Source organism: Shewanella donghaensis, assembly GCF_007567505.1.
GTDB lineage: Bacteria > Pseudomonadota > Gammaproteobacteria > Enterobacterales > Shewanellaceae > Shewanella > Shewanella donghaensis.
Genome location: NZ_CP041783.1, coordinates 421,212 through 435,217, shown reverse-complemented (window position 1 = coordinate 435,217; position 14,006 = coordinate 421,212). Strand labels below are relative to the sequence as shown.

Below are 14,006 nucleotides of genomic sequence, written 5' to 3'. Positions count from 1 at the left end.
TATTTCATTAAATGGATGGTTTGCGTTTTTATATGCAAAAGAATTTCGACCCAAACACCATTATTCTATGTCGTTCATGTGACTTAGCCGTGCAAAAACGAGCATTACCTTCTAATGTCCGCGCATTGTGCCCTCGATGTCATACTGCGCTTTACGACGTTCCTTATTGTTCTATTAATGGCATGCTTGCACTTTGTTTTGCTGCATTACTGTTTTATATCCCTGCGAATGTGTTACCCGTTATAGAAATTCATTTCTTAGGCAGTATTCGTACAACCACGGTTTATGAAACGGCTATTGCGGTTTGGGAACAAGGTTATTGGATAGTCGCGGTTGCCGTCATGGCCTCTGCCGTTATGGCTCCAGGTTTATTAATTGTATCGATTTTAATGCAAGTATTTATTGTGAAATTACAACTGCATTCATCGTTTTGGCAAAAAATTTATCGGATACTTTTGAAAAACCATGCCCTGCTTTCACAATTAACGATGTTAGAAATCTATGTCATTTCATTTTTAGTCGCAGCCTTTAATCTTTCTGACTTCTCCGATATTCATCTTGGCATGGGAACTTTTTGCTTCACGATGCTTTTTTTAATCATTTTATTTTTACAACGAGAGTACAATTTAGAGCATATGTGGGGGATGGCTTATGAAAAATAAACTTACCGCACAGCAAGGGAATAAAATTGGCTTATGTTTGTGTAAGGTTTGTCGTAAAATCAATCTCATAGGGAATGATAGATGCAGCCGTTGTGATTCAAAAATTGAAACCCGCAACTATGCCAGCTTACAACAAAGTTGGGCTTTACTGATTACCGCAGCAATTCTATTAATACCAGCCAATATTTACCCTATCACTATGCTTACTAACCAGGGCAAAGTGACTTACGATACAATTTTTACCGGCATAGTCCATCTGGTTCACGTAGATATGATCCCTATTGCCATTATCGTATTTACAGCCAGTATTTTAGTACCTTGGTTAAAAATTATCGGTTTAGCTATTTATTTAACAGCAATAAGTTTTAATCTTCCGGTTTCTAAGAAGAAGCTGATGATTGGCTTTCATATTGTTGAATGGATCGGCAGATGGTCGATGTTAGATTTATTCGTTATTGCGTTAACAGTTGCTGTCGTTAATATGGGGCAATTACTCGATGCAAAACCCGCACCTGCTGCCACCGCCTTTGCTTTGGTCATTTTACTGACTCAGCTCGCGGCAAAGGTATTAGATACTCGTTTACTTTGGGATCGCTTGGAAAAAAACAATGACACAAATTGAATCACCAAAAGTTGTTAAAAAGAAACTCTTTTCGCCTATATGGTTACTCCCTATTGTTGCCTTGGCTTTAGGTGCTTGGTTAGGTGTGAAGAGCATCAAAGAATCTGGCATTGAAATTCAAGTACATTTCCCGAATGCTATTGGTATTGATATAGGTAAAACCCTGGTCAAATATCAAGGTTTAACCGTTGGTAAAGTCACTGATATTAGTATCGATAATGATTTATCTGGTGTTAACGTCAAAATCATTATGGATTATCGCTCAGATCCTTTTTTGAACAAAAGTACCAAATTTTGGTTAGTTACCCCTAAAGCTAGTATTACAGGCATTGAAGGTTTAGATACCCTATTCTCTGGTAATTACATTGCCGTTCAACCTGGTGATGGCAGTTCCGCATCAGAGTTTGTCGCGCTGAAAGAAGCACCTACGATGATCCCAGAAACAGATGGTGTATTGGTGACTCTCACCACTTCAACTCTTGGTTCTCTTGATATAGGTTCAATGGTTTTTTATCGACAAGTACCAGTAGGTAAAGTGGTAAATTATCGCTTAGTTGATAGCGAAACCATCACCATTGATACCTTTATAGAACAACAATACGCGCATTTAGTGACTCAGGAATCGCAATTTTGGAATGTCTCAGGCCTTAAAATTGATGCTTCGATGTCAGGTATTAAAGTGAACACTGAAAGTTTAGCGTCTTTATTAGCTGGCGGTATAAGCTTTAATTCCGTCCCCGAAGCTGCAGCTGCTAAAAACGGTGAAAAGTATGTACTTTATCCTGATGAAGAAAGTGCGATTAAAGGACTTGAATTTACGCTAGTTGCTAATGATGCAGATGAAATAAATCAAGGATCAGCTTTAGTTTACCGAGGAATTAAAGTTGGTAAAATACACCAGACTCAACTGACAGAAAATGGCGTTAATTTTTTAGCTAAATTTGATACTCAGTATCAGCATCTACTTAATGCTGATACACAGTTTTGGATTGCGGGCGCTGATATATCTTTTGACGGTGTTAAGCATGCAGCAAGACTACTAACTGGTAGCGTAGTAAATGTTTTACCTGGTATTAGTAACAAAGAAGTACCAAATGAATATCAACTACACTCTCAAGCCCCTGACTTGATGCAAGCAAGACAGTTAACGATTACATTAAACTCAGATGAACATAACGGCCTAAGTGCTGGTGCAGAAGTTAGATTCAAACAAATGCCAATAGGCGAAATAACTCAGGTAACATTATCTGACGACTTTAGCCGAGTAGAGTATCAAGTCGACATCCAACCTGAGTATCAACCTCTTCTGACCGTTGACAGCTATTTTGTATCAGAGTCAGCACTTGAAATTGATGCCTCTCTTGATGGTTTAACGGTTAAAACTCGAGACTTGAGCACCATAGTTTCAGGCGCTGTTTCTCTGGTTCCAGGTAAAACGAAAGCAATAGTAAAACCTCATAGCCAGTTCACTTTATATCAATCACAAGAGACAGCCTTAACAGCACTTAATAAAACCAATACCAGCACTTTCACACTTGAAAGTATTGACGGCGCAGGTTTATCCCAAGGTTCACCCATTTACTATAAAAAAATGCAAATTGGTAAAGTGGCTAAAGTCGACTGGAAAGCTCAATATGATAATTTTTCTATTGATATCACCATTCAAAATAAATTTAAACAATTAGTTCGCGCTAATAGTGTGTTTTGGCGTAACAATGCTGCCAGTATCAATGCCAGCTTATCGGGCATAGAAGTTGATATAGCGCCATTAGAAGGTGCGTTAAAAGGTAGCATCAGCTTGGGGTTACTTGATGATGATCAACAAGGTAGTCAAACAAGACTATATGATTCAAAAGAGTTAGCCTTAAAGCAAGCTGAACCGATTACATTAACGTTACCTGCTGAAGCCAAAATAGCGGCTAAAGCTCCAATTCGTTATCACGGTCATCAAGTTGGCATCATCCAGCAAGTTAAACTAAATCAAGATTTAAAGAACTTAACCGCTAGTGCCTATTTATATGGCGAATATGCCAAACACTTTAGCAAACAAGATACTGAGTTCTTTATTGTTGATGCGCAAATATCGCTTGCAGGTATTAAAGCGCCAGAAACATTAATTACTGGACCTTATATCGGTGTTATACCTGGTAAGTCAGCACAAGAATCGAATCAATTTAACGCACATTTATCTGCCCGCTATGATGCTGATATTGAGGAAGAAGCTGTGCGGATTACTATTGTAGATAGCCAGCTTGGTTCAATTAAAATTGGTACTCCAATCTTCTTTAGAGGCATTGCCATCGGCCAGGTTGATGGTTATTCATTATCCTATAACGGCAATCAAGTATTAATGTATTCGCACATTAAAAAGCAGTACTCGCACCTTGTGAACAAATCGAGTCAGTTTTGGGATGCTTCTGGGATTAAACTTGAAGTAGGTATTTTCTCTGGTGCTCAAATTGAAACTGGCTCACTTGAAACGCTATTATCTGGCGGTATCTCTGTAATGACGGAGGATGTAACCGATGACTCCAACAAGTTAGATATTGGTGAACGCTTCACGCTTTTCAACAAGATGAAAGACGAGTGGCGTCGTTGGAAGCCTGAACAAGTTAAGCCATAGCGTTCAAAGTAAAGCGAAGTCATCGCTTGATAATTTAGGCATTAAAAAATCGGCATTAGCCGATTTTTTTATTGTCTGAATATTTTAACTTAACTTCAGTAATAGAATTCTCTTAATCATACTCTCAACCATAAAACCAATAACAAACACTGATAGCCGCAATAATGCCGCCGATATCAGCGGCTAAGCCACATCCCAAGGCATGTCGGCTATTTCTAATACCTACAGAGCCAAAATAAACAGCAAGTACATAGAAAGTGGTTTCTGTACTGCCCTGAAAAATTGCTGATAACCTACCTGCAAAGGAATCAACACCATTATGTTCCATAGTTTCAAGCATCATTGCCCTCGCCCCTGAACCGCTAAACGGTTTCATTAATGCTGTCGGCATAGCTTCAACAAAGCGGCTATCAAATCCCAACAAGTTAACCAAACTAGCTAAACCTTGAAGAGCAAAATCAAGTGCGCCAGATGAACGTAACAATCCAATAGCAAGCAACATCGCTAGCAAATATGGGATCAACATAATAGCTTGAGAAAAACCGCTTTTAGCCCCTTCAACAAACTCATCATAAATAGCGACTTTTCGATAACCCGCCACCAGGATGAAACTCATAATTAACGCTAACAATATGCCATTGCCCAATACTGTCGATAACGTACCAATAGCCTCAGCAGATAAGGTCAGTAAATAGAATACCCCCGCAATCAAAATACTAAATAAGGTAGCTCCATATGCAAGTACGACACTATTAATTAATGATATACGCTGGACAATCGCCACGACTGATAAGCCCACTAATGTTGAAGCAACAGTGGCTAATAGTATGGGGAGAAATACGTCAGCTGGATTAGCAGCGCCTTGTTGCGCCCGATACAAAAAAACCGTCACTGGCACTAAGGTAACCGAAGATGTATTCAATACTAAAAATAAAATCTGAGCGTTAGTCGCCACCTCTTTGTTCGGGTTTAAGCTTTGTAAATCTTGCATTGCTTTTAGGCCAAGTGGCGTGGCTGCATTATCAAGGCCTAACATATTGGCAGTTAAATTCATGGTAATGCTGCCGTAAGCTTTATGCCCTCTTGGCACTTCTGGCATTAGTTTAGACAGTAGCGGTTCAAACAACCTGGCGAAAACCGCTACCACCCCGGCTTTTTCACCCACTTGCATGAGTCCCATCCATAAAGCCAGTACACCAACAAGACCAATAGATATTTCTGCGGCTAACTTGGCACTGCTAAAAATTGCATTAACAGAATCAGCCAACACTTCAACATGACCGTTAAAAAGCTGAACAATAATCGCTAAGGCAGCGGTTAAGAAAAAAACAAACCAAACTTTATTTAGCACTGAATACTCCGTTATTAATCACTTCTGAATTATTTAATTCATTCATCTCAGTAATAGTGTGCTAATTCCGCTTTCTTAATGGACGTGAGCGAAAAAAGGATAATGCATGATATAATCTACCTTATTATTACACAGTTGTTTTATCGATATTTTTACTATGGCTCAAATAAATCCTCAATACTTAACGCATATTGCAACAGAACTCCCCGCCCATTTAAATATGGATGATTTTATTGCGGCCTGTAACCGTCCGCTGCGCAAATCAATCAGAGTAAATACTTTAAAAATATCGGTGACTCAATTCGTCGATATCATGACTGACAAAGGATGGCGTTTTGAAGCTATTCCTTGGTGTAACGAAGGTTTTTGGATCACGGTAGCAACAGATATTCAACTCGGTAATATGATTGAACATATCCAAGGCTTGTTTTATATCCAAGAAGCCAGTTCTATGTTGCCTCCTGTTGCCCTTCTTCAAAATAACAGCGAAAGCAAACTGATACTTGATGTAGCGTCCGCACCAGGGTCTAAAACGACTCAGCTTGCCGCTTTAATGGACAATCAAGGCTTATTAATCGCCAATGAGTACTCTGCAAGCCGAGTTAAGATTTTGCACGCTAACATCCTTAGAATGGGCGTAAAGCAATGCGCCCTCACTCATTTTGATGGCAAAGTGTTTGGCGAGTATTTATTCGAGAAATTCGATGCTGTGTTACTTGATGCCCCCTGTGGCGGTGAAGGTACTGTTAGAAAAGATACTAATGCACTCAAGAATTGGCAATTAGAGGATGTTGTCGAAATTGCTGATATTCAGAAACAACTGATTGAGTCTGCATTTTTAGCGTTAAAACCTGGCGGGACACTGGTATATTCAACCTGTACTTTAAGCCAAATCGAAAACCAGCAAATATGCCATTTTCTAAAGCAACGTTATCCTGATGCGGTTGAATTTGTACCGTTAGATGACCTATTCCCGGCGGCAACTGATGCCTGTACCGACGATGGTTTTTTACATGTATGGCCACAGATATTTGATAGTGAAGGCTTCTTTGTCGCAAAAATCCTCAAAACAGCCTCTGTTGAAAGATTAAAGAAACAACCTAAGCTACAGCGTAACTTCCCTTTTTCAGCGGCTAATGACAAACAAGTTACCGCCATTGAACAGTACTTTAACGACACGTTTAATCTGCAATTACCACCAGCTCATACCGTTATGATTCGAGACGATGAATATTGGTTATTCCCTGAAGAATTTATTCAATTTACAGGTTTAATGCGCTATCAAAGAATCGGTATTAAATTAGCTGATGCCATGAAAAAAGGTTTTAAAGTAAAACACGAAGCCATTATTGGACTAAGTAAATTCATCACATCAGATGCTAAAATTATCGAGCTTGATAGTCAGCAAGCTGAGTCATTCCTGATGGGACGTGATATCGCAACGGATACTTTTGCAGAATTGGATTTAGCCCCTAAAGGGGAAATGATCGTCAGCTATCACAATAGTCCATTAGGCATAGTGAAGCATTTAGGTCATAGGTTGAAAAATAACTTACCAAGAGATTTGGTCAAAGACAAAATTGAATAGTCAGTGATTTCAGCTACTTTATTGATATGAACGCCAAATGATGCATTGATTTTTATCTATAACACAGTAAATAGTACTTATAAATGTTTAAAAAACATGCAGACTATAAATTGTGTGACTATACTGAAAATGACATTTTTATTGAGATAGTTTTTGAGATAGCCTCTCAACAGTAGCGCAAGGCTCTTTTCTAAAGAGCCATTCCCCTAGACCCTGAACAATTGGATAGTTTTGGGTCTTTTTTTTGTCTTTTATTTGTCTTTTATTTGTCTTTTATTTGTCTCTTATCTATCTTTGTTAAAAGGCGCTAGAATATTCAAACGACGACTATTGATGACGCCAACAATGTTCATAATGCCAACGCTAACATCAAACACCCTTCAAAAAAGGAATTAGAATTATTTTTTAATTAACGCTGCAGCATCGGTGAATAAATTAAAAAAGTTCTCTGATGTGTATTGAGCTAAATCTGCGTATTTTTCACCACGAAGTTCTGCTACAAATTCAGCTACGTCACGAACAAAAGCGGGTTGATTCTCTTGACCACGATGTGGCACAGGCGCTAAATAGGGTGAATCAGTTTCAACTAACAACCGGTCTTTAGGGACTTGTCTAATAACACTTCTAAGCTCACCAGCATTTTTAAACGTCACGATCCCAGATACTGAAATATAGAAACCTAAATCAATCGCCGCTTTGGCCATTTCCCAATTTTCAGTAAAACAATGCAGTACCCCGCCTACTTTGTCAGCATTACCCGCTTTAAGCATGGCAATCGTATCTTCACGTGCGTCACGCGTATGCACTATCAATGGTTTATTAACCTCAACAGCTAATGCTATTTGTTGCTCAAAGCATTGTTGCTGAAGTGTTTTAGTTTCTGGGGCATAAAAATAATCGAGCCCCGTTTCACCAATCGCAACCACTTTTTTATCGGTTGCAAATTGTTTGATTTCGCTGACATTTAGCCCTTCTTGTACATCTAGTGGATGCACACCTGAAGAGAGAAAGATATTATCAAACTCGGCCATTTTATCGCGCATGGCTTCAAAGCCTTGCTGGCGCACATTGACACAAAGAAAATACTCAACACCACGAGATTTAGCGGCATCAACAATAGCGTGTAAACTTTGCTGATCGGGTGCTGATTTTAAACGATCTAAGTGACAATGGGAGTCGATTAACATGATGATTCTTTTAAAGCGGAAATTGGCCAGCAAGAATACCTAGGCGTTGTTTATCTTTCAAGTTGATTTTAATCTGGAAGCACTATGTTTTCAAAAGGCAGGTGATTTAGACGATAAAAATCTTTGAGGTCGAATTGAATTACATTGCAAACTTTTCAGGGAAAAATCTGCAACGTATTTTGAAATTTACTCTATATCTTGATCTGAAACTAAAACTAAAACTAAAACTAAAACTACATAGTACAAGTTAAATCACTTGAAGAGAGCTGAGTTGAAAGTAATTTTTCAATATGGTGTTTATGGCTTTCTGGGTCAGTCTTAATTTTAACACCAATGCCAGCAGGTCTTCCGCCTGATGCGCCTAATGGATTAATCCATACAACAACGCCTTTGAAGTCACTCATTTGTGACGTACCAGGTAGCTTATAAGAAATCGATAACTCTTGACCCAGAAAGTGGCTTTCTGTTGTCGAGATAAATAAACCCGCAGGTTTAATAAAAGGCATATATGCTCTGTACAATTGGTGCAGAGTATCAAAATTTACAACAAGATCGGTCATAGTCTAATTCTATTGCCTGTGATGAATGAGTTGTCTGAATTCAAGAATGTAATCTTGGCATAATGCAGGAGCATTTACACTCGCCATAGTCGCTAATCGTTGGCACATTTGCGCAACTTTCGACGACAAGCTAATAATGTTGCTCGCAGCTAATGCATCAAGCTCCTTACTTTTTAACACATATTGTCTTAAGTACAAATATAAAACATTAAGTGCATCAACAATTTGTTGCTCTGTCAGTTTAGTTAGACTTCCAGATAAATGCCCAGATTTTATGCTGTTGGCCCAATCAACCCTATATTGCAATAATTGTTGATAATGATTATTGGATAAACTTTCAGCCAGTTTGAGCGGCCCACCAATCATACTCAAACACCAAGTGACATCGTGAGGTTTTTCACCATTCTTGGGCTGAGGTAATAATTGATGTGAAGATAACCATGCCAACACCTGCTGTTTATCTGGTGTAGTAAAGGCGATATTTTGGCAGCGACTCTTGACCGTGGCCAACAACCTAGAAGGAACATCTGTTTGCAAAATAATAAGGATATTATTGCCAGGCTCTTCTAAGGTTTTCAACAATGCATTTGCTGAAGCTAAATTGAATTGCTCACAATTTTGGATAATGGCAACACGTTGGCCACCTTGTTGCGCTGTGACCGTCAATTTTTGGCATAAGTCGCGGATCTGATCGACTTTGATTTGATTGCCATCAGCTTTAATGATGTGGCAATCAGGGTGTGTGCCCGCCTGAAATAACAGACAGCTTTTACAGTGACCACAGGCCCCCACTGGCGTTAAGTGGGTACACATTGCGGCATGTGCCATTTCGTGGGCAAAAGTGTGACCACCCAGCGCAGTATCAATGGTTAATAGCTGCGCATGAGCACTATGACCATTCATTAATTCATTTAAGAATCGTTGAAAAGGTTCATCTAACCAAGGTAACTGATTCAGTCCAAAAGCTTGCATCAATAACTCACTTTATCCTAAAAATAACTGCGTCAGTATTAAACTAGATTTGCAGCTAATGCCACTCTAATCTGCTCGTGTACTTGCTCTATTGTTTGACTCGCATCAATAACCAGAATTGAATTATCAGCGGCTGCGAATGATAAAAATGTTTCACGGGCCCTATCAAAGAATTCAATCTCTTGCTGTTCAATACGATCCAATGCGCCTCGGCTTGCCGCTCTGTTTAACCCAAGTTTAGGCTCGATATCTAAATAAAGCGTTAAGTCTGGTTTAAAACCTTGCAAACAAGCATCACTTATTGATTTTACCAGTGGCATCAAGCCCCTACCGCCGCCTTGGTAAGCCAATGAAGATAGATTGTGTCTATCTCCCAATACCCATGTGCCTTCTGCTAATGCAGGTTTGATTACATTGGAAATTAATTGTGTACGCGCAGCATAAAAAAGCAGGCACTCAGCTTCATCACACAATGGATCTGATTCATCGGCAATTTTGACCAAATCTCGGATTTTTTCTGACAGTGGCGTTCCGCCCGGCTCACGAGTACAAATAGGTTCTTTATTACTATGATCGGTAATGATTTGTTTTACCAATGCAACTGCACTGGATTTACCTGCGCCTTCAAGTCCTTCAATGACAATGAACTTTGCTTTTTTCTCACTCATTTTCTATTTCTCTGATATTCGTTAACGGCGCGGTTATGTTGTAAAAGCGTATCTGAAAATACATGGCTGCCATCATTTTTTGAGACAAAATATAAATAACTTACATCAGCAGGTTTTGCGGCGGCAAAAAGCGCAGCTTTGCTTGGTGCTGCTATCGGAGTCGGTGGTAAGCCATTAATGCGATAGGTATTGAATGCCGTATGCTCTCGTAAGTCACTACGAGTAATGTTGCCATTATAACGATCACCCATGCCATATATAACAGTAGGATCTGTTTGCAAGCGCATACCGAGCTTCAAGCGATTATTAAATACTGCAGCAACCCAATCTCGCTCACTGGGTTTACCGGTTTCTTTTTCAATAATAGAGGCAATCGTGAGTAACTCATAAGCCGTTGTTAATTTAAGATCTTTATCGCGTTGCTGCCATGCATCATTTAAGGTGTTTTGCATTAAAGAGTAACTACGTTGTAATACTGACTCTAAGCTATCACCAGCCTGATATTGATAGGTCTCAGGGAAAAACTTACCTTCTGGTAATCCTGAATCATCACCATTTTTAACTAAAATACGATTAAAAACATCTTCGTCAAAAGAAAGGTGTGGCAATGTAGATAACACTTCATGCCATTCTTTAATGGTTTTACCTTCAATTAATGTCACTGAAAAGGTGATTTCATCTCCTGAATTAATTTTAGCAAGCAATGACCCTAAACTGTCACCAGGTTCTATTTGATATAGACCTGTTTTGATGTGGGCAAATTCTGGTTTTAGTTTAACAAGATATTTTACTTTCCAGCTGTCTGTCAGTAATTGTTTATCTTCTAAATCTTTAACCAGCCTGGTGACGTTCATACCTTGTGAAATGGACAGTTCCACCGGATTATCCAGCGTTAGTGCTTGATTAGGGTATTCTATCAGTTGCTGATACCCCCAATAACCCACAATACAAAGTACTGTTGTCGCTGTCATGATGAAGGTAAGTAAAACGGTCAGTATTTTTTTCATATTTAGAATGATAATTTTAATTTTTTAAGTAAATTTCTGCTAAAAGACCATGTAGAAAAGTCACAATGATTAACTTTGTTAATATCTACAATACCTAATAGGCTGTTAGTGATAAATACATGTTTTGTTTCATACAGTCTTTTCAGACTAATAGGTTCAGCAAAAACATTTATATGACTATCAAGTAATGCTCCCATAACTTGCTCTCTCATCACCCCTGATACACCGCTGTAACTTAATGATGGCGTTATAACACTATCATTCTCAACAATAAAAACATTTGCCATAGAAGATTCAACGACAAAGCCCTCAGTATCGAGCACTAACCAGTCATCAAATGTTGTAGGTAAATCATGTTGTTTAATCAGCACTTGTTCAAGACGGTTCAGGTGCTTCATGCCTGCAAGTAATGGTTGTCTCGCTAGAGTAACATCAGAAACAGATAAGCTAATACCATGCTGTTGCCATTGTTGATATATCGCAGGAATTTGATGCAAGGAAATAACTTCAGTCTGCTCAACGCTTGATGGTGCAGTATAACCACGACCTCCAACACCACGGCTAACAAGTAATTTAATACAGCCGTTTTTGAGAGTTTTAGCGTGTTCCTCTAACTGTAGAGTCAATTCTGATTGATGTTGTAATGTAAAACCCAAACGTAAACACGCTTGTTTCAAGCGTTCAATATGTGCGTAAATAAATAGTACCTGGCTATGTGATACTCGCATCGTAGCGAAAGCACCATCACCGTATGCTAAACCACGGTCTGACGAGTTAACATGGTGTTGAGGTAATCCATTAACAAATATTGATGTCATTCTCTTTCCTGAGTGTTATCTGACGTCTGCTTTAATGTTCATTTTACAACTGCAACCTATAAACAAAAGAATGGCTCCGAATTAGGAGCCGTTCAATTTACAAAATACGATCTAACGTACTTTTTTTGCAAGCTTTTACTTAAATTTTGCAAGCTTTTACTTAAATAAAGTATTAACGAGCAAGTAGGTGCTGAATTCTAGCTTTAAGGATATCTGTTGCGATACGGTTTTTACCACCACGAGGAACAATAATATCAGCATGTTGTTTTGACGGTTCGATAAACTGTAAAAACATTGGACGAACAGTCGCTTTATACTGAGAAATAACTGATTCCATTGTACGGCCACGCTCCGCAACATCACGCGTTAGACGACGTAAGAAACAGATATCAAGTGGTGTATCCATAAACACACTGGCATCCATTAATTCGCGTAACTTCGGATCTGTTAGTAATAAGATACCTTCTAAGATAATCACCTTTTTAGGTTGCATATCTAACGTCTTATCAACACGCGTATGTTCTTTATAGCTATAACAAGGAATATTAACCGACTCGCCTCTTTTAAGCTGTTTTAGATGTTCAGCTAATAGCTGATGGTCTAACGCTTTAGGATGGTCATAGTTAGTTTTAACGCGTTCATCCATAGATAAATGGCTTTGATCACGATAATAAGCATCTTCATTGATAACGCCAATTTGGTCGGTACCTAAATCACGCTTCAACTCTGCAAAAATAGTCTGCGCGATTAAACTTTTTCCTGATGCTGACGCACCTGCGATACCGATAATGACACACTGCTGAGAATTCATTACTAAAACCTTACTCGTCGTCTGAAATGCTGATTGAAACTGATTTTTTATTTTGTTGCTTAGCTAACTGAGCTCCCACTTTACGGGCAATCTCACGGTAGATACCTGCAACTTCAGAATCTGGTTTGCTGGCAACAGTAGGGTTACCTTCATCCATTGATTCACGAATATTAATGTTAAGTGGTAAAGCACCTAATAATGGTACTTCATAACGCTCAGCAATCTTACTGCCACCATGAGTACCGAAAGGATGTTCTTTATGCCCACATTCTGGACATAAATGAAAACTCATGTTCTCAATAATCCCCAATACTGGGATATCAACTTTCTGGAACATAGAAATGCCTTTTTTAGCATCTTCTAGCGCAATATCTTGTGGCGTTGTAACGATAACAGTGCCACTCACTGGAAACTTTTGCGAAAGAGTCAGTTGTATATCGCCTGTTCCTGGCGGTAAATCAACAACCAAGTAATCAAGTTCTGGCCACTGAGTTTCAGTTAGTAGTTGATTTAATGCGCCTGCTGCCATCGGGCCACGCCACACAGCAGCTTCACCATCACCAAGCATAAAACCAATAGACTGAGCTGAGATGCCATGAGCGCTAGCCGCTGTCATCAATTTACCGTCTGGAGATGTAGGCTTAAAACCTTGTAAACCGAGCATCATTGGAATAGATGGGCCGTAAATATCAGCATCTAAAATACCGACTTCTGCGCCTTCAGCTTTTAACGCTAATGCCAGGTTAACCGCTGTTGTTGATTTACCAACACCACCTTTACCAGAAGCAACGGCAATGACTTGTTTAATATTTGGAATTGGCGCAACAGAACTAATGGCCGAAAATACTCTTGGCTGAAAGTCAATTTCGCACTCTACTTCATCAATGGCATCAAGGACGGCTAATTTCTTAGTCACATCCATTACCGTATCGCGATATTGAGTCATACATGGATAAGGATAAACCAACCCAAGTAATAAACGCTTACCTTCAATAGCTAGCTTATTAACACAACCTGCAGATACCAGCCCTTCGGCTAAATATGGATCTTGGTATGCATCTAAAATACTCAATACGGGACCTAATAGGTCTTCACTTAATTGATAATCTGTATGCGAAGTAGACAAAAGCAGAACTC

13 protein-coding genes are annotated in these 14,006 nt (G+C 39.1%); 4 read left to right on the top strand and 9 right to left on the bottom strand.

The features are described 5' to 3' along the window. Positions 1 to 32 precede the first annotated feature (32 nt). Genes FPK91_RS01830 through FPK91_RS01820 form a run of 3 tightly spaced genes read left to right on the top strand, consistent with a single transcriptional unit; the run spans position 33 to position 3,907 of the window. Entirely contained in the window at positions 33 to 662 is a 630-nt protein-coding gene (locus FPK91_RS01830) for a paraquat-inducible protein A (protein WP_144207167.1), read from the top strand. After that, entirely contained in the window at positions 652 to 1,284 is a 633-nt protein-coding gene (locus FPK91_RS01825) for a paraquat-inducible protein A (RefSeq protein WP_144207164.1), read from the top strand. The genes FPK91_RS01830 and FPK91_RS01825 overlap by 11 nt, the downstream gene beginning before the upstream one ends. Further along, on the top strand, positions 1,271 to 3,907 hold the full coding sequence (locus FPK91_RS01820; protein WP_144207161.1) for a PqiB family protein: 2,637 nt from the start codon (positions 1,271 to 1,273) through the stop codon (positions 3,905 to 3,907). Before FPK91_RS01825 ends, FPK91_RS01820 begins: the two co-directional genes overlap by 14 nt. Positions 3,908 to 4,031: 124 nt before the next feature. Here the strand turns inward: FPK91_RS01820 and FPK91_RS01815 are convergent, their stop codons facing one another. After that, entirely contained in the window at positions 4,032 to 5,258 is a 1,227-nt protein-coding gene (locus FPK91_RS01815) for a nucleoside recognition domain-containing protein (protein ID WP_144207159.1), read from the bottom strand. A gap of 157 nt (positions 5,259 to 5,415) precedes the next feature. Here FPK91_RS01815 and rsmF point away from each other — a divergent pair, with 157 nt between their 5' ends. After that, on the top strand, positions 5,416 to 6,846 hold the full coding sequence (gene rsmF, locus FPK91_RS01810) for a 16S rRNA (cytosine(1407)-C(5))-methyltransferase RsmF (protein ID WP_144207156.1): 1,431 nt from the start codon (positions 5,416 to 5,418) through the stop codon (positions 6,844 to 6,846). A 398-nt stretch (positions 6,847 to 7,244) separates the two neighbouring features. On the opposite strand, the gene FPK91_RS01805 is transcribed toward rsmF, so the two are convergent. The 8 genes from FPK91_RS01805 to apbC all read right to left on the bottom strand — a co-directional run bounded on the left by FPK91_RS01805 (position 7,245) and on the right by apbC (position 13,995). Further along, complete coding sequence (locus FPK91_RS01805; RefSeq protein WP_144207153.1) at positions 7,245 to 8,033, bottom strand: TatD family hydrolase; 789 nt, start codon at positions 8,031 to 8,033, stop codon at positions 7,245 to 7,247. 233 nt (positions 8,034 to 8,266) lie between these two features. Beyond that, the gene (locus tag FPK91_RS01800; RefSeq protein ID WP_144207150.1) at positions 8,267 to 8,593 is read right to left on the bottom strand and encodes a PilZ domain-containing protein; all 327 of its coding nucleotides are present in this window, start codon (positions 8,591 to 8,593) and stop codon (positions 8,267 to 8,269) included. A 9-nt stretch (positions 8,594 to 8,602) separates the two neighbouring features. After that, complete coding sequence (gene holB, locus FPK91_RS01795; RefSeq protein ID WP_144207147.1) at positions 8,603 to 9,565, bottom strand: DNA polymerase III subunit delta'; 963 nt, start codon at positions 9,563 to 9,565, stop codon at positions 8,603 to 8,605. Positions 9,566 to 9,603: 38 nt separating this feature from the next. After that, positions 9,604 to 10,233, bottom strand: a complete 630-nt coding sequence (gene tmk, locus FPK91_RS01790) for a dTMP kinase (protein ID WP_144207144.1) — start codon at positions 10,231 to 10,233, stop codon at positions 9,604 to 9,606. Beyond that, positions 10,230 to 11,240: an endolytic transglycosylase MltG gene (gene mltG, locus FPK91_RS01785; RefSeq protein WP_144207141.1), complete on the bottom strand. Its 1,011-nt coding sequence runs from the start codon at positions 11,238 to 11,240 to the stop codon at positions 10,230 to 10,232. Before mltG ends, tmk begins: the two co-directional genes overlap by 4 nt. 2 nt (positions 11,241 to 11,242) lie before the next feature. Continuing rightward, positions 11,243 to 12,058, bottom strand: coding sequence for an aminodeoxychorismate lyase (gene pabC / locus FPK91_RS01780; RefSeq protein ID WP_144207138.1), 816 nt, complete (start codon positions 12,056 to 12,058; stop codon positions 11,243 to 11,245). 172 nt (positions 12,059 to 12,230) lie between these two features. Beyond that, a complete protein-coding gene (udk, locus tag FPK91_RS01775; RefSeq protein WP_144207135.1) occupies positions 12,231 to 12,869 on the bottom strand; it encodes a uridine kinase in 639 nt (212 codons plus the stop codon). Between the two features lie 10 nt (positions 12,870 to 12,879). Continuing rightward, a complete protein-coding gene (gene apbC, locus FPK91_RS01770) occupies positions 12,880 to 13,995 on the bottom strand; it encodes an iron-sulfur cluster carrier protein ApbC (RefSeq protein ID WP_144207132.1) in 1,116 nt (371 codons plus the stop codon). Positions 13,996 to 14,006: the final 11 nt, after the last annotated feature.

Bases quoted from the DNA above. Each gene is read 5' to 3' on its own strand.
- FPK91_RS01830 (WP_144207167.1), top strand. From the start codon at position 33: ATGCAAAAGAATTTCGACCCAAACACCATTATTCTATGTCGTTCATGT.
- FPK91_RS01825 (WP_144207164.1), top strand. From the start codon at position 652: ATGAAAAATAAACTTACCGCACAGCAAGGGAATAAAATTGGCTTATGT.
- FPK91_RS01820 (WP_144207161.1), top strand. From the start codon at position 1,271: ATGACACAAATTGAATCACCAAAAGTTGTTAAAAAGAAACTCTTTTCG.
- rsmF (WP_144207156.1), top strand. From the start codon at position 5,416: ATGGCTCAAATAAATCCTCAATACTTAACGCATATTGCAACAGAACTC.
- FPK91_RS01805 (WP_144207153.1), bottom strand. From the start codon at position 8,033: ATGTTAATCGACTCCCATTGTCACTTAGATCGTTTAAAATCAGCACCC.
- FPK91_RS01800 (WP_144207150.1), bottom strand. From the start codon at position 8,593: ATGACCGATCTTGTTGTAAATTTTGATACTCTGCACCAATTGTACAGA.
- holB (WP_144207147.1), bottom strand. From the start codon at position 9,565: ATGCAAGCTTTTGGACTGAATCAGTTACCTTGGTTAGATGAACCTTTT.
- tmk (WP_144207144.1), bottom strand. From the start codon at position 10,233: ATGAGTGAGAAAAAAGCAAAGTTCATTGTCATTGAAGGACTTGAAGGC.
- mltG (WP_144207141.1), bottom strand. From the start codon at position 11,240: ATGAAAAAAATACTGACCGTTTTACTTACCTTCATCATGACAGCGACA.
- pabC (WP_144207138.1), bottom strand. From the start codon at position 12,058: ATGACATCAATATTTGTTAATGGATTACCTCAACACCATGTTAACTCG.
- udk (WP_144207135.1), bottom strand. From the start codon at position 12,869: ATGAATTCTCAGCAGTGTGTCATTATCGGTATCGCAGGTGCGTCAGCA.